The 18151-nt window shown below is 70.0% G+C and carries 14 protein-coding genes; 7 read left to right on the forward strand and 7 right to left on the reverse strand.

All coding sequences use genetic code 11. The features are described from left to right. Nucleotides 1-10: 10 nt before the first annotated feature. Nucleotides 11-1018 (reverse strand): ABC transporter permease, encoded by a 1008-nt coding sequence (locus ABT061_RS35315; RefSeq protein ID WP_350926268.1) that lies wholly within the window; start codon nt 1016-1018, stop codon nt 11-13. 6 nt (nt 1019-1024) lie between these two features. Then, nucleotides 1025-2839 carry an ABC transporter substrate-binding protein gene (locus ABT061_RS35320; protein WP_350926270.1) on the reverse strand — a complete coding sequence of 605 codons (1815 nt, stop codon included), beginning with the start codon at nt 2837-2839 and terminating at the stop codon, nt 1025-1027. Between the two features lie 395 nt (nt 2840-3234). Here ABT061_RS35320 and ABT061_RS35325 point away from each other — a divergent pair, with 395 nt between their 5' ends. The 3 genes from ABT061_RS35325 to ABT061_RS35335 all read left to right on the forward strand — a co-directional run bounded on the left by ABT061_RS35325 (nt 3235) and on the right by ABT061_RS35335 (nt 6816). Then, entirely contained in the window at nt 3235-4317 is a 1083-nt protein-coding gene (locus tag ABT061_RS35325) for a cellulose binding domain-containing protein (protein ID WP_350926272.1), read from the forward strand. Between the two features lie 511 nt (nt 4318-4828). After that, complete coding sequence (locus ABT061_RS35330) at nt 4829-5842, forward strand: LacI family DNA-binding transcriptional regulator (RefSeq protein ID WP_350926274.1); 1014 nt, start codon at nt 4829-4831, stop codon at nt 5840-5842. 275 nt (nt 5843-6117) lie between these two features. Next, nucleotides 6118-6816, forward strand: coding sequence for a neutral zinc metallopeptidase (locus ABT061_RS35335; RefSeq protein WP_350926276.1), 699 nt, complete (start codon nt 6118-6120; stop codon nt 6814-6816). 201 nt (nt 6817-7017) lie between these two features. On the opposite strand, the gene ABT061_RS35340 is transcribed toward ABT061_RS35335, so the two are convergent. From ABT061_RS35340 to ABT061_RS35355, 4 genes are all read right to left on the reverse strand, one after another. Further along, complete coding sequence (locus tag ABT061_RS35340; RefSeq protein WP_350926278.1) at nt 7018-8421, reverse strand: hypothetical protein; 1404 nt, start codon at nt 8419-8421, stop codon at nt 7018-7020. A 213-nt stretch (nt 8422-8634) separates the two neighbouring features. Then, on the reverse strand, nt 8635-8775 hold the full coding sequence (locus tag ABT061_RS35345; RefSeq protein ID WP_350926280.1) for a hypothetical protein: 141 nt from the start codon (nt 8773-8775) through the stop codon (nt 8635-8637). Nucleotides 8776-8938: 163 nt separating this feature from the next. After that, entirely contained in the window at nt 8939-11698 is a 2760-nt protein-coding gene (locus ABT061_RS35350) for a helix-turn-helix transcriptional regulator (protein ID WP_350926282.1), read from the reverse strand. 981 nt (nt 11699-12679) lie between these two features. Beyond that, nucleotides 12680-12997, reverse strand: coding sequence for an L-rhamnose mutarotase (locus ABT061_RS35355; protein WP_350926284.1), 318 nt, complete (start codon nt 12995-12997; stop codon nt 12680-12682). Between the two features lie 461 nt (nt 12998-13458). On the opposite strand from ABT061_RS35355, the gene ABT061_RS35360 reads away from it, so the two are divergent. Continuing rightward, nucleotides 13459-14949: a rhamnulokinase gene (locus tag ABT061_RS35360; RefSeq protein WP_350926286.1), complete on the forward strand. Its 1491-nt coding sequence runs from the start codon at nt 13459-13461 to the stop codon at nt 14947-14949. A gap of 184 nt (nt 14950-15133) precedes the next feature. On the opposite strand, the gene ABT061_RS35365 is transcribed toward ABT061_RS35360, so the two are convergent. Beyond that, on the reverse strand, nt 15134-15775 hold the full coding sequence (locus ABT061_RS35365; RefSeq protein ID WP_350926288.1) for a DNA-binding response regulator: 642 nt from the start codon (nt 15773-15775) through the stop codon (nt 15134-15136). 82 nt (nt 15776-15857) lie between these two features. Between ABT061_RS35365 and ABT061_RS35370 the strand changes: the two genes are divergently transcribed. The 3 genes from ABT061_RS35370 to ABT061_RS35380 are packed head-to-tail and all read left to right on the forward strand — an operon-like array spanning nt 15858 to nt 17990. Then, nucleotides 15858-16709: an oxidoreductase gene (locus tag ABT061_RS35370; protein WP_350926290.1), complete on the forward strand. Its 852-nt coding sequence runs from the start codon at nt 15858-15860 to the stop codon at nt 16707-16709. Nucleotides 16710-16763: 54 nt separating this feature from the next. Next, the gene (locus tag ABT061_RS35375) at nt 16764-16931 is read left to right on the forward strand and encodes a hypothetical protein (RefSeq protein ID WP_350926292.1); all 168 of its coding nucleotides are present in this window, start codon (nt 16764-16766) and stop codon (nt 16929-16931) included. A 45-nt stretch (nt 16932-16976) separates the two neighbouring features. After that, nucleotides 16977-17990: a zinc-dependent alcohol dehydrogenase gene (locus ABT061_RS35380; RefSeq protein ID WP_350926294.1), complete on the forward strand. Its 1014-nt coding sequence runs from the start codon at nt 16977-16979 to the stop codon at nt 17988-17990. The last annotated feature ends 161 nt before the right edge of the window (nt 17991-18151 follow it).

Consider the following 18151-nt stretch of genomic DNA (forward strand, 5'->3'; position numbering starts at 1 on the left):
ATTCGCCGGTTCATGAAGCCTCCTGTCCGGAACGGACCCGTGGGTCGATCGCGGTGTAGAGCATGTCGGCCACGATGTTGGCGATGACGATCGCCACGGTGATCAGCAGGAAGGCCCCGCCCATCAGCGTGTAGTCGCGGTCGGTGATGCTGTTGAGCAGCAGCAGACCCAGCCCTGGGTAGGTGAAGATCCGCTCGATGAAGATCGCGCCGCCGAACAGCAGGCCCAGCGAGAGCGCCAGGGTGGTGAAGAGCGGCAGGATGGCGTTGCGCGCCACGTAGCGGAAGATGAAGCCTCGCTTCAGACCACGTAGCTCGGCGGCCAGGATGAAGTCGTCGCCGAGCACGGTGACCACGCTCGACTTCATCGCCAGGATCCAGCCTCCGTAGCCGGCCAGCGCGTAGGTCAGGACCGGCATCGTGGCGTACTGGATCAGCGAGCCGATGTAGGCGGCGTTGAGGCCCGGCTCAAGCGTGACGTCCGCCGTACCGCCCGCGGGGAAGATCGGCAGGAGGGTCGTGAAGACCGCGCTCAGCAGCAGCGCGAGGACGTACTGCGGCAGGCCGTGCATGAGCGAGCCGGAGACGGCCAGGACGTCGCCCAGCTTGCTGGACCGCTTGATCGCCGCGTAGACGCCCATGATGATGCCGACCGCGAAGCTGAGCAGGGTGCCGACGAGGACCGGCAGGATCGTCCAGGCGGCCGCCGAGGCGAGCAGGCTGGTGACCTCCGCGCCGGGGACGCTCGCCGACTGGCCGAGGTCGAGGTGGAGCAGCCCCTTCATGTAGTCGACGTACTGCTCCCACATCGTGCCCTTCGGCATGAAGCCGTACAGCACCGCAGTGGCGCGCTCGGCCTGGTCGGGCGACATGCCCTGCTCGACCAGCTTCTCGTAGCGGGCCTGCATGGGGTCGCCGGGGATGTTCCTGATGATCACGAAGCTGATCGTGGTGACCACCAGGATCATGACGAGCCCTCGGGCGAGATGGCCCGCGAGGCGGCGTGCGATGACCGTCATATGTGGCTACTTCCTCTCGAGCATGCCGAGTTGGAGCCAGACGCCTGCGGTGAGGCGCAGCGTGTCGCTGTCCTGACCGGGGAATCCGCTGAAACGCGTGGTGTTGACGACCTGCGTGTTGACGTAGTCCCACAGCTGGATCACCGGAAGATCCTGGTTGGCGGCCCTGGCCAGGGTTGAGATGATCTTCTTCTGCTCCGCCTCGGGCGCGGAGTTCAGCCTGACCGCGAGCTCGCCGGGGTTGATCATGCCCTCGCCGTTGACGTCGAGGGTCTCGGCACCGCCCATCCAGTTGCCCTTCGTGCCGGGGGCGACGTGCGTGAGCCTGCCGCCGAAAAGCTGCCAGCCGTTCTGGGCCCCGTACAGGCGCTGGTAGATGTTGTACGGGGCGGGCCCGAGCGCCACCAGCCAGAAGCCGAGGTCGTACTTGCCGGCCGCCATCTCCTCCAGGTAGAGCGGGTAGTCGGCGGTGGTGACGACCTCGGCGTCGATCCCGGCGTCGTTGAGCTGGCTGGTGACCGCCTTGGCCCCGGCCAGCCAGTCGGAGAAGGACGCGGGCACGTTGATGGTCATCTTCCAGGGGCTGCCGTCCGGCATCGTCCACCTGCCGTCGACCTTCTTCATGCCCGCGGCCCGCAGCTCCCGCTCGGCCCTGGCGGGATCGTGCCGGTACGGCTCCAGGGCGGCGGTACCGTCGCCCAGCCATGCCTTCGCGGCCTCCTGGTGCATGCCCGAGGTGGTGACAGAGGCGATGCCGCCCTCCGGGGAGGCGACCTTGGTGACCTGCTCGCGGTCGATCAGATAGGCCAGCGCCCGGCGGACGTGCACGTTGTCGTAGGGCTTCCTGGACTGGTTGAACGCCAGCGCCTCGCTGACCGGCGAGTACCCCCTGACCACGGCGTTGCCCGGGGTCTGGGTGATGCGCTTCATCACAGCGGCCGGGACCGCGGTGAACGGCGCGCTGTCCAGCCTGCCGGAGACCAGGTAGTTCCAGACCTGCTCGTTGCCGGTGTAGTTGAGGATGCGCACCTGGTCGGCGGCGACGTTGGCCGCGTTGTGGAAGTACTTGTTCTTGACCAGCAGCGCCTCACCCGGATTGACGCGTTTCAGGACGAACGGCCCGGCGGAGACGTCCTCGGGCGGGGAGAAGGTCATGACCTTCTCCGCGAGGCTGGTGATCCCGGCCCGTGCCACCTCGGCCCCGGGGGTGTCGCTCTGCGCGACCTTCAGCTTCTGCCAGAAGTCGGCGGGCAGCACGCCGCCCCAGACGTGCTTGGGGACGATGACGGTCTCCATGACGCTGCGGACGAAGGTGGAGCTCGGGTTCTTCGTCTTCTGGGCGATCCTGATCGTCCTGTCGTCCAGAATCTTGATGTCGGAGGCCGCCCCGGCCGCGGAGGGGTCGAGGGCGTAGGCGGTTCCGCCCTGGGTGTAGGCCAGGCCGATGGAGAACTTCACGTCCTCGGCGGTGATCGGCCTGCCGTCGGACCACCTGCCGTCCGGCTGGAGTTCGATGGTGATCGAGGACTGGTCCGGGGCGATCTGCCAGCTCTTCGCGACGCCCGGGTAGAACTGGTTCGGGTCGGTCAGGTGGTTCTTGGTCCACCCGAGCCACTCGGCGTTGTACCCGCGGAAGGCGTTGCCCTTGGGGTTGTACGGGTTGATCGGCGCGTTCGCGTCGATGCCCGGCTTGAGCGCGTCGATCGTGGTGAAGACGGCGCTCCCCACGGAGGCGGAGCTGTCGGCGCCGCCCGCGCCGCCGCAGGCCGCGGTGACGGCCGCGAGGCAGAGGGAGGCCGCTACCGCTACTAGTCGCTTCATGAACGCTCCGTGGGGTGTTCTCCGAGGTCAGGGCATCTATGTGGGGGTATCAGGTGTTGTCCGGACCTTACGTTCACCTTGACGGTTGCGTCAATAAACTCCACTTCTGTGGAACATTTTGTAGCTTTCCTTCATTCCCCGTTTACCCTTCCGCGGTGCCGCCCTCGCGAGCCGGACGATCACTCCTCCGCCGGGGATGCCTGATCCCCCGGCGGAGGAACGAGAACGACGCAGGCCCGAAAGCGCCGAAGGGCCGGGCGCCGGCGGCCGGCGGCTGAAAATTACACTCCCGCCGCAGGCGTCGCAGCAGGTCAGGGCGCTCTCGACGGACGGCCGGCTTCCCGCTCCCGCCCGGGGCCACCTAGCATCGGGCCCCATCGAGGCAGGAGCGGAAAATGCGACGAAAGACGCGCGGAAGCGACGCGATCCTGGCGGTTCTGACGGCCGCGGTGACCGCGGTCGCGACCCTGGGACTCCTCCTGACGGCCACGGCGATGCCCGCGCAGGCGGCGGCCACCAGGATCATGGCACTCGGAGACTCCATCACCGGTTCCCCCGGATGCTGGCGTGCCCTCCTGTGGAACCGGCTCGTGAACGCCGGTCACACCAACATCGACTTCGTCGGCACCCTGCCACCGCAGGGCTGCGGCGTCGCGCACGACGGGGACAACGAGGGGCACGGCGGGGCGCTGGTCACCAACGTCGCCGACCAGAACCAGCTCCCCGGCTGGCTCTCGGCGACCACACCCGACATCGTGATGATGCACTTCGGCACCAACGACGCCTGGAGCAACCGCGCGACCGCCACCATCCTGGCCGCGTACGGCAAGCTGGTGGACCAGATGCGGGCGAGCAACCCCAACATGAAGATCCTCGTCGCCCAGATCATCCCGATGAACCCGAGCACGTGCGGTGAGTGCGCGCAGCGGGTCTCCGCGCTCAACGCGGCGATTCCCGGCTGGGCCGCGGGCAAGACCACCGCTCAGTCACCGATAGTCGTGGTCGACCAGTGGACGGGCTTCAGCACCGCGACCGACACCTACGACGGCGTGCACCCCAACGCCTCGGGAGACCAGAAGATGTCGGACCGGTGGTTCCCCGCGCTGGCCGCCCTGCTCGGCTCGGGACCGTCCCCGACGATCACCCCCACCCCGACGCCGACCATCACGCCCCCGCCGAGCGGCGGCTGCACGGCCACCTACCAGACCACCAACCAGTGGCCGGGCGGCTTCCAGGGCGAGGTGACCGTCAAGAACACCGGTGCGGCGGCCATCACCGGCTGGACGGCGAACTGGACGTTCACCGGCCGGCAGATCAGCCAGGCCTGGAACGCGACGGTCACCCAGTCGGGAGCCTCGGTCTCGGCACGGAACGCCGCCTGGAACGGCTCCCTGACCGCGGGCGCGACCGCGACCTTCGGCTTCATCGCCTCGGGGACGGGCTCCCCGGCTCCCGCGGTGTCCTGCACGACCGGCTGACCGGTCCGATCGCTGTACGGCCGGGTTCCGACGCGCACATCCGGCCGTACGGCGTCCCGCACACCCGGGGCCCCCGCGGCGCCGCACACCTGTGCGGCGCCGCGGGCGTGTGAGCGCGACACGGGCGTGGCGCGCCGCCGCGGAGCGCCACGTGCGGGCCGGCCATCCGGCACCGCCCATCACCGCACCGGCTCGCGCGGCGGCCGATCCTGCCGAACCGCCGCTCAGTCCTGGCTGTTCAACGCGCCGGGAATCCGCCGCCACCACCCCCGCGTGAATGCCGAAGGCGGTGTAGTAGTGCCGCTTGTGAAGTCTCCCGCCGCCTTCCGCGTCATGCCTGGACGCAGCGGCCATGAACATTTCTGCCGATCACAAAAATTTTCCATGCTCAAACCGGGTACGGAATATCAAAACGCGTGCGACGTACCCAGAAGAAGCTCGAACAAAAGGACTACCAGCACTCCTCAGGCGTGGAGCGACACTCCGAAAGGTTTCGGATATGCTGCCAAGCATGTCAGGTAAGCCTCGGGTGACGATCGCCCGCATCGCCCAGGAGGCCGGGGTCTCCGCGCCCACCGTCTCCAAGGTGATCAACGGCAGGTCCGAGGTGTCGCCGGAGACCCGCAGGCGAGTCGAACGGCTCCTTCACAAGCACGGCTACGTCCGCCGCGCCACCGGCGCCGACGGCCCCGTCGGCCTGGTAGACCTGATCTTCGCCGAGTTGGAGAGCCCGTGGGCGATGGAGCTCATCCGCGGGGCCGAGAGCGCGGCCGCGGAGGCCGAGGCCAGCATCGTGATCTCCGTCCTGCACACCCATGCCGGCCCCGGTCGCGACTGGCTCGACCGGCTGGCGGCCCGCCGTACCGACGGCGTGATCATCATTGGCTCCCGGCTCTCGGCTCAGCAGTACGGCCAGCTCAACACCCGCTCGATCCCCTTCGTGGTCGTCGACCCCGAGGGCGAGCCGGCCCCCGGCGTGGCGTCGGTGGGCGCGACCAACTGGCAGGGCGGCCTGAACGCGACCCGGCACCTGCTGGAACTGGGCCACCGTCGGATCGGCATGATCGGCGGTCCACCCGACGTGCTGTGCAGCCGCGCCCGCATAGACGGCTACCGTGCCGCGCTGGAGACCGCGGGCGTCGAGGTCGATCCCGCGCTGATCCTGCACGGCGACTTCCTCGTCGGCTCCGGCCACGACCACGGTCACGCCCTGCTCTCGCTGCCCGACCGCCCGACCGCCATCTTCGCCGGCAGCGATCTGCAGGCCTTTGGTGTCTTCGAGGCCGCCAGGCAGCGTGGACTGCGCGTCCCCGACGACCTGAGCGTCGTCGGCTTCGACGACCTGCCCCTTTCCAGGTCCGCCTGGCCACCGCTCACCACGGTCCGCCAGCCCCTGGAGGAGATGGCCTTCCTCGCCACCCGCATGGCGCTGGGCATCTCCCGCGGCGAGGCCCCCGAACCCCGCCGGGTCGAACTCTCCACCGACCTCGTCGTCCGGGAGAGCTCCGCTCCCCCGGCGGGCTAGCGCGCGAATCTCACCGAGCTTCACCGGCGGCCCGCCGTGGCCGCCTCCGGAGCGTCGCCACGGGGGCACCATGCCGTCGCTCCTGCTTCACATCGATTACGACACGCCTCTAATCCCGCCAACTCCTATGGCGAATTACCCCGATATTTCATGCGATCTCGCGATAACACTTCTCTCCTATTACCTTGTCTCATATGGTGACTCTGCCGCGAAAAGCCTTCGAATAATAAACCCTTAAATCCGGTATGTGGCCACCAGTGACAGGGGGAGGAGCCATGGCCGCTTCACGATGGAGAATCACTCGTCTCGCACTCGTCCCGTTGCTCACCGGCGTTCTGATCGCGGGCCTCACCGGGACCGCGACCGCCACCGCGAGTGGGCACGCCCCGCTGAGCGCCTCCACCGCGAGAAACCTCGACGACATCAACCAGGACATTCGCAGCGCCCAGTACGTCGTCAATCGTTTCTGGGCAACCCACTGGTCCGAATTCTTCCCCGGCTGGTATTCACCCCCGCGCGTTCTCGGCGGGTACGACGGCGCGCGGAGCAACGTGCCGAGATGCCAGGGATCCCCCCTCCCCGATGACAACGCCCTGTACTGCTGGCCGCCCTACGACTTCATCGCGTGGGACGTCGACCTGATGCGAATGGGATACCGGCAGGGGGACGCCTGGGTCTACCTGATCATCGCGCACGAGTGGGGCCACGCCGTCCAGGCCCGCATTCCACGGAAGCTGCTGTCACGGCGACTCGAACTCCAGGCCGACTGCCTCGCCGGGGCCACCCTTTTCGGAGCCGCCGAGGACGGCATCCTGTTCTTCGAGACCGGCGACACCCAGGAGATCGCGGCGGCCCTGCGGCAGCACGCCGACGACACCCCCTGGACCGATGTGAGCGACCACGGCAGCGCCTCCCAGCGCCTGAGCGCCTTCAACCGGGGCGCGCGCCAGGGCGTGCGGGGATGCTTCACCTGACGAGGGGCTCTCCCCGAGACCTCGGCCGCCCTCGCGAATCCGCCCGTTCGTATCCGCTCCCCGGCCCGCGCGTGAGCCACCCGCCCCGCGCGCGGGCCCGGTCCCGCGCAGGACGTCGCCCCTCGTCATGGGCTCGTGGTCACTCCGCGGCGGGTCCGCGCCGGACCAGCCGAGCACCACGGGTTCAGGATCTCTCTGCCGCTAGGCGGAGCTGTACGCCGGGACCCACCTTGCTTCGGCCGGGAATCCTCCGCCCCTGAGGCCGCGGAGGGGGTCGGCCCTCTTCCTGGAGAGCGACTCGGCGCCCCGCCGGTCGTCCGGCAGCACCTGCCAGATGGGATCACGCCGGATGACCGGCCGGTTCCGGTCCGGCTCCGTCTCCGAGATCGGCGTCCAGAGCGTGCGGACGCCATGCTCGTTGACGAGCCGCAGGGGGGTTCGGCACCCCGGGCAGCGGATCCTTCCGGTGCCGAGGTCCTCACGCCGGGCGGTGAAGTAGCCGTAGTGGTCCACCCCCCGCTCGTCCCACGCCAGATCCATGTGCCGATCCCAGTCGACCTCCGCGCCGGCTCCGCTCCTCGGGGCGCAGACCGGGCAGGGCACCCGCATCTCCTCCCAGAACCGCGGGCCGGCGAGTTCCGGATCGTGCCTGCCGACGTGCCTGACCGTTCCGGCGACGATCCTCCCTCCGCCCGCCGTTCGCCCGCGGACCTCCGGAGCGGTGGTGATCGGATCGGAGTTGTTGATGAGCCTGGCGAAGCGATCCGCCTGGGCGTCACCCAGGCGGGGGACGCCCAGGACGGTACGGGCGGTCAGGTGTTCCAGTCGCCGGATGGCGCCCGAGGGCCGGGCGACGTGCGCAGAGGTGATCATGGGTGGCGTGGAGCCGCGTGGCAGCAGCCACAGCGTGGCCAGCAGTTCGCTCACCGTCCAGAACGACGTGAAGTAGTCGGGAGCGGGATGGACGATGGCTCTGCCGGTCGCGATGATCTCGTACATCAGCCGTGCCACGCCTTCCCACATCTGCTGCCGCGTGACCACCTCGGCCGGGTAGGAGTACTCGCGGGGCGGCACCATCCGCACGGTGACCGCGTGGGCCTTCTCGAAGGTGGCACGCCACTCCTCCGCCTCCCTGCGCCCGCTGTCGTGGAAGCTGAGAAAGTAGTCGGCCGGGTTGTCGAACATCCAGTAGTGCCCCGGTGAGCGCGGCGACGGCGCCCGGTCCGCCCCCAGCGCGCGGCGCAGGTGCCGCTCCAGCCACTCGCCCAGCGCCGGGTTCTCCAGGGTCTCGCCGTGGACGGGAGCGTGGCTGGCACGGGTCAGTACGTTGCGGGGCAACGGGCTGCGGCTGAGGACGATGCTGCCGGGGTCGAGCTTGGCGCGCGTGTCGAAGGCCGCGTAGACGTCCTCGGAACCCTCGACCGAGCAGTCCCACACGACGAAGGTCGACGTCCGCCGCGCCGCGAGCGCGACGGCCCCGCCGATGCCGGGAGGCGCGACCACCAGACCGATCCCCAGCCTCGCACAGATCGGCCGTACCCAGTTGTCCAGCAGGTCACGGCCGCTCTCGGTCGGCGGTACGAAGGCCGTCAGGGTGGCGTTCACCCGGCCGTCCCAACCGGCCCGGCCTGCACGGCCAGTGCGACCGGTGCGCCCCACGGCCGGTGGCCCGCGCGGCCCGTCGCCGGCCGGCCAAGCCGCCGGCGATCCCTCCCGGGGTTGTACATGGAACCCATCTGATGCTCTCCCCTTGGCATGACGTTCCGTGAACGGCTCTCTCCGGCAGCGGAGGGTGTGCGATGGCGACCACCCGCGCGGTCACCCGTCCAGATGGTTCTCCAGGAGGGTGACCAGTTCGATGACCCCGTGGAAGGGGAGAGGCGGCTCGGCCCCCTCGGCCTCGATGGTCCCGGCGATGTGACCGGTAGCGGTCCTCTGGACGTCTATGGTCAACCGCATTCCGGCCTCCCGTCGGCGGCGCCGCTCTCCTGGCGCTCTGGCAGGCGCTCACGGTAGTCGCGGGAGACGCGGAAGGCATCCGGGTGGCACCCCTACGGATCACCCGGCGGGCTTCGACACGCCCTGCTTCTCCGTACGCCGGCCTGGGGAGGCCTCTTCCCGGTTACTCGCCGGGGTCGGACAGGACGGCGCGGAGCTCGATCCTGCTGGTGACGTTCAGCTTGGCGTAGACGCGGTTCAGCTGTGTCTCCACGGTGCTGATCGTCACCGAGCGCCGCTGTGCGATCTGACGGGTGGTCATGCCCTCGCAGACCATCGCCACGACCTCGCGCTCGGCCCCGGTGAGGCTGCCGAAGGCCGCGCTGGGGCCGTCCACCGACAGCCTGAGCTCCCCCGCCGTCTTCAGGGCGAGGTCGGCGTAGGCGGCGGCACCGGTGCGGTTGAAGGTGGCCAGCGCCCGCCGCAGCGACCGCTCCGCCTCGGCATGACGACCCCGGGTGTGCAGGGAGCGCGTCGTCACCAGGTCGATCCGGCCGGCCTCGATCGGCAGACCCACCTCTCCGGCCAAGGCGAAGGCCTCCTCACAGTCCCGTACGGCACGCGCGTGGTCACCGCGGGCGGCGGCGATCTGGGCCCGCACCCTGGCGATGGACATCAGCGTGGAGCGGCGCCCGCTGGAGGCGGCCCTGTCGGCGAAGGCGCCCAGGGCGACGTCCGCCTCGTCGAGCCGGCCGAGCAGGGAGAGCGCGTCGGCACCGACCGGGCCGAACAGGTGGGTACCGGGCTCCAGCGAGTCATAGTGGAGCTCGATGGCCTCGGCCGCGCCGAGCAGCCGCCGGGCGTCGCCCCTGGCCTGGGCGATCGCCGCCCGCGCGCCGGCCGCGTAGGCGAGACTCACCCTGCTCTCAACGATCGGCGCCCATTCCGCGGCCTGGCGGGCGTGCTCGCGCGCCAGGTCCCACTCTCCCCTGGCCGCGCGGGGGTAGCACGCCAGGGAGTGCAGGAGGGCGTAGTCCCAGACCCGCTCGTTCTCCTCGGCGTCACCGACGGCGAGCCGGGTGAACCTGACGGCGTCGTCGAGCCTGCCCCGCCGGTACTCGACCTCACCCAGGAAGCCGAGCGCCTGGCCCACCCGCAGCGCCTCGCCGCGCGTGGCCCGCGCGACGCTGTCACGCAGGTCGCCGGAGGCTCCGTCGAGGTCGTCGGTCCACAGCCGGATCATGCCGCGGGCCACCAGACCGTCCAGCCCGGCCGCCGAACCTGGCAGGTCGGCGTCCGCCAGGGACCACAGTGCCTCCTCGGCCCGTCCGGCCAGGGTCCAGCCCAGGGATTGGGCGAACCAGGCGAACGCCCGCACCCACGGCTCGCGGCTGCCCGCCGCGACGGCCGCCGTGCCGTACTCGACCATCTCGGGGTAGGAGATCTCGACCACGCCGATGATCGCCAGCTGGGCCGCGATGCGCGCCCGCAGGTCCGCGGGCGCTTGCGGGCTCTCCGCCCCGTCGTGCCCGGCCGCGCCCAGTGCCTTGACCAGCAGCAGCCTGGCCTCCGCGACGCGTCCGGAGATCAGGGCCTGGTAACCGGCGACGTAGTCGCGCCAGGGGCCTGCCGGCGCGGCGAGGATCTCGCTCTCGTAGCGCCTGGCGACGGTGGCGTCACCGCAGACCAGCAGGGTCTCGGCGGCGGTCAGCACGCGGGCGACCCGGTCGGGTCCCGGCGGGGTCAGTTCCGCGGCATGACGGGCGTAGACGGCCGCCAGCGGCAGCCTGCCCCGAGACAGCTGGGCCTGGGCCTCGCCCTGGGCCAGCGCGGCGAGCTCACCGTCCGTACCGCCACCGGAGGCGGCGATCCCGTGCCAGAGCGCGCCCGGACCTCCCAGCAGGGCGGCGTTACGGTGCAGGGCACGGCGGCGCTCGACGCTGGAGTCGTAGTAGATGCGGTCCCAGACGAGCAGGGTGGTGAAGGCGAACTCCTGCCCCGCCGTTCCCGGGATCTCCTTGACCAATCCGGCACCGACGGCCTCCGTGAGGGGAACGGTGACGTCGGCGACGCCGGAGAGCGCACGCAGGTCGGCCAGGCGGAAGCGGCGGCCGAGCACCGCCGCCGCGCCCACGACCTCGCGGGTGCGGCGGGCACACGACGCCAGCCGCGCCACGACGGCCTGCGTCATACCGCGAGGGGCGGGCAGCGGGCCGTTGCCGAAGTTGATCGAGCGCATCTCCACCTGGTCCAGCAGGAGGATCGAATGCTGCGCGTTGCCGTCGGTGTGCTCGTGCAGTCTCCTGGCCCCTGAGGGGGTGAGCCCGTCGTGGCCTGTCGCGACGGCGAGCCGTACGAGATCCTCGGCAGAGAGCCCCCCGACCTGGAGCAGGCGCCCCTGCGGCGAGTCGAAGATGCGCTCCCAGCCCTCGTGGAGTTCCAGGGGTGGCGCGTCCGGAGCCGCTCCCGGCGCGTACCCGGGAGCCTGGTGGACGACCAGGAGCATGACCTGAGCGTTGCGCAGGCGCCGGGCCGCCAGGCGGAGCGCGGTCATCGACTGCCGGTCGCCGCAGTGCGCGTCGTCGACGACCACGATCAGAGCGTCCGCGGCGGCGAACTCCGCCGCGAGGGCCTGGCCGACGAAGGCGGCCTCGGCCTGCCCGGCCAGCGTCCGGGCGAGCGTCGGGGTCGGCAGTTGCTCAGCGATCTGTTCCAGCACCCCCCAGGGATGGGCGAGCGCGTCCTCGTCGCCGAAGGCTCGCACGGTCCGCACCCCGGGGACGGTCCGCAGGAAGCGCTCGACCAGCTCGGTCTTGCCGATTCCCGCCGTCCCACGGACACCCACGATCCGTGCGTCGCGGCGTCTGGCCGCCCCCCACGCCTCCCCGAGGAAGTCGAGCTCCCGCTTCCGGCCGATGAACAGCGGAGAGGTTCTGCCGTGCAACGCAGCGCTCCCTTTTCACGTTTCGCATGTTCTTGACGGTGATTATGGGTCAGAGATCAACCTATCGGCACTGATTTCACCTGAAGATTCTTCGCGGAGTGAATCCGAACAAATTTCACATCGTCGGCGTACGGTGCGGATTCCACCGCGGGCACGAACGCGAGGGCAGGCCGGAAAGCGGGCAGCGATCGCACGGACTGCCGGGAGCCGGCCCGCGGGAGATCCGCTACGCCCGTTCCCACAGACTCCCACCTGCTCTTTTCTCGATCCCACCGGCCGATTTCCCGCACGGGGAACGATCCGCACTCGGGAAGGGGGAGTGATTCACGAATACGGTCGACCACAAAACGGCCGCCATCCTTAATTCCCACACACATGGTATGGATTTTCCACGACCGGCGACTTCGGCGCTCAGTAAGTATGCGATGACGCGAAGTGCCCGATACCCCGCACCATTACGCGGGAGCGCACACCGCGGAGACCACGTGCGATTTCCCGGCCACAACTCGGTGGTCAAGGTCCCGCTCGCCGCCGCCGCGGGAGGCGACTCGGCGTCACACCGGCCCGGGATCGAATCGCCCGCCGCCCGGCCTGCGTGCGTGCCGCTGGAGATGCGCCCGGGAGGCCTCACCCCGGCCAGCGGACCGTCGCCCCTTTGGCCGCGTCGAAGACCAGGCAGTCGGAACGGTCTTCGTTCATGCCGGTGGTCAGCGTGACAAGTTGACATCCTCTCCGCCCTAACGGACGGAGATCCCCGCCTGCCACGTCGTACGCGACTTCGGGTGGGTTACTGCTTCTTCGCTCGGTGCCGGAACAGGTCCCGGTCTTACCCACGCCCGCCCCGGTCTATCGCAGGTCGATCAGCAGCGCGGTAACGGGTCCCGGGGCCCCTCGTACGAACAGCTTGAACCGCGTCTTCGGATCGTCGTACGCCCACGAAGAGGTCTCGATCACCTGCGCCCGGGGGGAAACCTTCCCCGATCAGTTGAGGTGGAAGACCTCCTCGAGCGAGACCATTCCCTCGTCCGGGCGGCCGTCGAGGCTCTCGAAGAACGGCGCCATCTCGGCCTGCCATCGGGCGTTGACCTCTGTCGCGGCCATGGCCTCGCGGGCCGCCTCGAAGTCCTCGGTCTCCAGATAGCCGACCAGCAGCCCGTCCTCGCGCAGGAAGAGCGAGTAGTTGTGCCAGCCGGTGGCGCTCAGGGCGTCGAGCATTTCGGGCCAGACGGCACGATGGCGCTCGCGGTACTCCTGGAGGCGCTCCGGCCTCACCTTCAGCAGGAAGCAGACACGCTGCATGGGATTGCCCTTCTCGGGAAGTCGGCGGCAGGCAGGCTCCTGCTGAAAAACGATTTAACAAACTGGGCTGGACAGTAGAACCAAGCTCCCGGGGGTGTCAATGGCACATGAACACGCTGTGCCCTTAGCGTTACACGGCATGCGTCCCGCCCGGCCCCGCGTCTCCGAGGACCCACCGCCCTCCACCGCCGAGCAGCTGGCCGCCATCTGTTGCCACGTTTTAAACATTTCAATACCTCGCGCGAGCTCCGGGACAGTGCCGACCACCCCGCGAGCGCGGGTCAGGAGGTGTGGGTGATCACGGCCCCCGGCGGGCGGACGCGTTCCGATACCCGCGACCGGTCGCCAGGTAGAAGGGGCTCCGTCTGGTTCGGGGAGGAAGACGACTCCATGAGCTGCTTCACCTTCCATCTCTGACATATCACCCATATCAGGAAGGGCTTTCCGGCTACGCTTGGACCGTGCCCGTCTACGTGGCCGTGGATCTCGGAGCTGAGAGCGGCCGGGTGCTGACCGGCGAATTCGATGGTGAACGGCTCGCGGTGCGGGAGGTGCACCGCTTCGCCAACCGGCCGGTCCGCGTCCTCGACGGCCTGTACTGGGACGTGCTCGGACTGCTCGCACAGACGCGCGGAGGCATCGCGCTGGCCGCCGCCCGCGGTCGTGTCACCAGCGTGGGCGTGGACGCCTGGGGTGGCGACTTCGCCCTCCTCGACCGTGATGGGCGGCTGCTGGCCAACCCCCGCCACCACCTCGATCCCTACACCTCCGGCCTGGCGAGCCTCGTCTCCTGGCAGGACCACTACGAGCTGACCGGCATCCGCCCCGGGCCCGGCACCACGGCCTGCCAGTTGCTGGCGCACGCCGGATCGCCGCTTCTGGAGGCGGCCGACCACCTGGCGATGGTGCCGGACCTGTTCACCCTCTGGCTGAGCGGTGAGATGGTCACCGAGCGGACGATCGCGAGCACCAGCCAGCTGCTGGACGTCAGGACCGGCCGCTGGGCGAGCAGCCTTGTCACCCGCCTGGGCCTGCCCCGCCACCTGTTCGCCCACCGGCTCACCGAGCCGGGCACGGTCGCGGGGCCACTGCGGGAGAAGGGCGGGGACGGCCCGGGTGGAGTCGTGGTCGTCGCGGTGGCCGGCCATGACTCCGCCTCCGCCGCGGTGGCGCTGCCCGTCTCGTCCGGCTCTGTCGGCTACGTCTCCTGCGGCACCCGCTCGCTGGCGGGACTGGAGCTCGATGCCCCGGTCACGAGCCGGGCGGCCAGGCTCGCGGGCTTCAGCAACGAGGGCGGCGTCATGGGGACCGTGCGATTCACCCGCGCCCTCAACGGCCTGCTGCTGCTCCAGGAGTGCCGCAGATCCTGGGGCGTGCGCACCTCGTACGCGGACCTGGTCGCCGAGGCCGCCGCCACGCCCGCCTTTGGGCCGCTGATCGACCCCGGCCACCCGTGGTTCCTCGAACCCGGCGACATGCCGGCGAGGATCGCGGCCTACTGCCACTCGACCGGGCAGGCGCCGCCCGCCGGCCGCGCGGAGACGGTGCGCTGCGTCCTGGAGAGTCTCGCCTGCTCCTACCGTTGGGCCCTGGAGCAGGCCGAGTTCCTCAGCGACCGGCGGGTGGAGGCCGTGCACCTCGTGGGGGCCGGGGCCTCCAGCGAGACACTGTGCCGGCTCGTCGCCGACTTCGCCGGACGGCCCGTGCTGGCCGGTCCCGTGGAGGCGACCGCCGTGGGAAACCTGCTCATCCAGGCCATGGCCGACGGCCGCATCGGCTCCCTCACCGAGCTACGCGAGGTGGTCCGCCGCTCGTTCCGGCCCCGGCCGTTCCCACCCGGCCGCGAACGGGAGCCGTACGAGATTGCCTACTCCCGATACCGGCAGCTCACCGGGATAGACAGATTCCACGTCGACGCGGAACCCGGGCTGAGCGTCGGCACCGAGCACTGACCCGGGAGCAGCCGATCCCAGCGGTTTCTCACCCCCGTCCGGCGAGCGGTAACCTACCTGCCCCGACACCCGCGTACCTAAGTAGTCGGCTCCGGAAGTCCTTCGGGGGTTGGCGTGACGGGTGGTTGCGTGGCCCGAGGTACTCAGGTGTGCAGACCGCTGAAGGGATGCGATCACTACGGTCTTAGCGGGATAGTCCCAGCTTGCCCGCCCGCAGCCCGGCCTGGAAGCGGGAGCCGGCCTCGAGCTTGGCCATCAGCTCGGCCACGCGCCGCCGATAGGTGCGTAGCGAGACGCCGAGCCGTTTGGCCGCCGATTCGTCGGTGAGTCCCGAACCGAGGGCTTCGAGGATCATGCGGCTGTCGGCATCGAGGTGGGGGATGTCGCTGCGCAGATAGGTGTCGAGATCGACGGCGGTGTCCCAGATCGCCCGGAACAGCGAGTGGACGCCGTCGACCAGGATCTGCGACGTCGTCACGGTGTACTCGCGGCCGGTGGGTGTCTCCCGGCCGGCAAGGATCATCACCCGCCGGTCGATGAGGATGGTCTCGTGCGGCAGTTGGGAGCCGCCTATCCGAACGAGAGCGCCCTTGCTCTGCACCAGCCGCAGGTGCGCCCGGGCCTCCTCGTCGGCGAGCGCGACCGGGCCGAGCAGCTTTCGAGCGGTGAAGCCCGAGGCATCCGCAGTACCCATCCGGTTCCGGATCGCGGCCCTGGCCTCCGGCTGCGACCAGGTCTTGAGGTCCCGGGCGGCGCAGAGGAACTCGGTCTGCGCGGACTCGAAGAGATGACCGGCACGCGCGATCAACTCTGCGTCCCCTCGCACTGAAAACACCTGTTCGTTCCGCATCCCGCCAGTCTGGCAGCAAGCTGCCACGAGCTCGCTGGGCGTCGTGGCGGCGGACACGATGAGCCTCGTGACGATCGAGACCTTCTCCCTCGGCGGAGATCTGACCATCAACCGGCTCGGCTTCGGCGCGATGCGCCTGGCGATGGGCACCTTCGACGGCCCGCCGCGAGCTCCTGAGGGTGGCATCGCCGTGCTCCGGCGCGCCGTGGAGCTGGGCGTGAACCACATCGACACGGCGGGCTTCTACGGCAGGGGAGCGGTGCGGGCCAACGAATTGATCCGTACGGCATTGACCCCCTACCGTGACGATCTGGTGATCGCCACGAAGGTCGGGCCACTGCCCGGACCAAACGGTGTGCCGAACGAGCAGGCGACGCCTGATCAGTTGCGCGGCCTGGTCGAGGCGGATCTGCGCTCTCTCGGCCTGGACCGGCTCGACCTGGTTTATCTACGGGTCGGTGGGGTGACCGGACCGGGGGGCGAATCGATCGCCGAACGGTTCGCGGTGCTGGCCGAGCTCCGCGCGGAGGGGCTGATCCGGCACCTGGGCGTCAGCAACGTCGACGCCGCGCAGCTCGCCGAGGCCCGGGCGATCGCGCCCGTCGCGGCGGTGCAGAACCGGCACACCGGTGACATGGGACTGCTGGCGGAATGCGAGGAAGCGGGCATCGCGTACGTGCCGTACTTCCCCCTCGGCGGCGGTGGCGGCCCGCTCGACGCCGACCGGCTCGGCAAGGTCGCAGCACGCCTGGGCGCGACCACAGCGCAGGTCCAGATCGCATCGCTGCTGGCGAAGTCGCCGTCGGTGCTTGCGATTCCGGGCACCGGTTCTCTCGATCACCTGGAGGAGAACCTCGCGGCGCACGATCTCAGCCTCGGTGACGAGGACCTGTCTGACCTGCGAGGCTAACCGATCTCGTGCCCGTTGCCGCCGACCGCCCGACATCCCCGCGACTTCCCCGGCTTGGCCCAGGTCGGGGATCGGCTCCGAGCCTTCGAAGACCGTTACAACGCCACAGCACAGCCGTTCCAGTGGAAGTTCACCACCTCCGACCTGGACGATCTGCCGGCCAGGCTCTACCGGCACACCGCCGATCACCAGGAGGAATCCTCCGTCGCACTGGCAGTATGAGCGACCCCCGAAGGACTTCCGGAGCCGACCGCTAAGGTTTCCTCCGTGAGAGCGTTCGTCGTGACCGGGCCTCGCCGCTTCTCCGTGTGGGACGTCGAGCCACCGGTCCCCGGCCCCGGGCAGGTCGTCGTCGACGTGGAGCGGGCCGGGGTATGCGGCACCGACATGGAGTTCTTCAGCGGGGAGATGGCCTACCTCAACGAGGATCACGCCCGCTATCCCATCCGACTCGGCCACGAGTGGTGCGGGAGGGTCTCCTCGGTCGGCGAGGGCGTCGAAGACGGCTGGATCGGCACCCGGGTCACCGGGGACACCATGCTCGGCTGCGGACGGTGCCGCCGCTGCCTGGGCGGGCTGCAACACGTGTGCGAGGACCGCTTCGAGATCGGCATCCGCGGCGGGTGGCCCGGCGCCCTGGCCGAGCAGCTGCCGGTGCCGGTCACGGCGCTGCACGCGCTGCCGGACGCGGTCGACGCGGCGGCCGGGGCCATGGTCGAGCCCGGCGGCAACGCGCTGCGGGCCGTCGAGGCCGCGGCCCTCGCGCCGGGTGACCGGCTGCTGGTGCTGGGGCCGGGGACGATCGGCCTGCTCGCCGCCCGGTTCGCCCTGGCGCGCGGCGCGGAGGTCCACATCATGGGCCTGTCGGAGCCGTCACTGGAGTTCGCCCGAGGTCTCGGCGTGCACGGGGCGTGGACCTCCGACAGGCTTCCCCGGCTCCCGTTCGACGCAGTCATCGACGCCTCTAACGCTCCCGGCCTGCCCGCCCTGGCCGTCGACCTGGTGGAGCCGGGCAAGCGGGTGGTCTACATAGGGATAGCGCCGAGACTCAGCGCCGTCGACACCCGCGCGCTGGTGCTCAAGGATGTCACGGCCGTCGGGATCCTGAGCGCCTCCCCCGGCCTGGCCGGGGCGATCGAGCAGTACGCCTCGGGCTCGGTGGATCCCCGGCCGCTCGTGGCGGCCGTCGTCGGTCTCGAGGAGGTGGGTGCGGTTCTCGCCGGCTCCCGCCCCGCGGGCTCCGGCCCCGGCCCCAAGATCCACGTCGACCCGCGAGCCTGACCTGGCCGTTCCGATCGGGCGGCGGCGTGCCCGCGGAGCCGTCCGCTGGGCCGGCGCCGGAACCACGCCGCGGGCCCGTCACCGAAGCCTTCCGTCAGACCCGTGCGGACAAAATATGATCTTTAATAGCCTGGAAGTGTATTGTCGTTTTATGCCCGCTA

It is taken from the genome of Streptosporangium sp. NPDC002544 (genome assembly GCF_040295965.1).
Classification (GTDB): Bacteria; Actinomycetota; Actinomycetes; order Streptosporangiales; family Streptosporangiaceae; genus Streptosporangium.

Bases quoted from the DNA above. Each gene is read 5' to 3' on its own strand.
- ABT061_RS35370 (WP_350926290.1), top strand. From the start codon at position 15,858: ATGAGCCTCGTGACGATCGAGACCTTCTCCCTCGGCGGAGATCTGACC.
- ABT061_RS35325 (WP_350926272.1), top strand. From the start codon at position 3,235: ATGCGACGAAAGACGCGCGGAAGCGACGCGATCCTGGCGGTTCTGACG.
- ABT061_RS35315 (WP_350926268.1), bottom strand. From the start codon at position 1,018: ATGACGGTCATCGCACGCCGCCTCGCGGGCCATCTCGCCCGAGGGCTC.
- ABT061_RS35330 (WP_350926274.1), top strand. From the start codon at position 4,829: ATGTCAGGTAAGCCTCGGGTGACGATCGCCCGCATCGCCCAGGAGGCC.
- ABT061_RS35345 (WP_350926280.1), bottom strand. From the start codon at position 8,775: ATGCGGTTGACCATAGACGTCCAGAGGACCGCTACCGGTCACATCGCC.
- ABT061_RS35320 (WP_350926270.1), bottom strand. From the start codon at position 2,839: ATGAAGCGACTAGTAGCGGTAGCGGCCTCCCTCTGCCTCGCGGCCGTC.
- ABT061_RS35335 (WP_350926276.1), top strand. From the start codon at position 6,118: ATGGCCGCTTCACGATGGAGAATCACTCGTCTCGCACTCGTCCCGTTG.
- ABT061_RS35355 (WP_350926284.1), bottom strand. From the start codon at position 12,997: ATGCAGCGTGTCTGCTTCCTGCTGAAGGTGAGGCCGGAGCGCCTCCAG.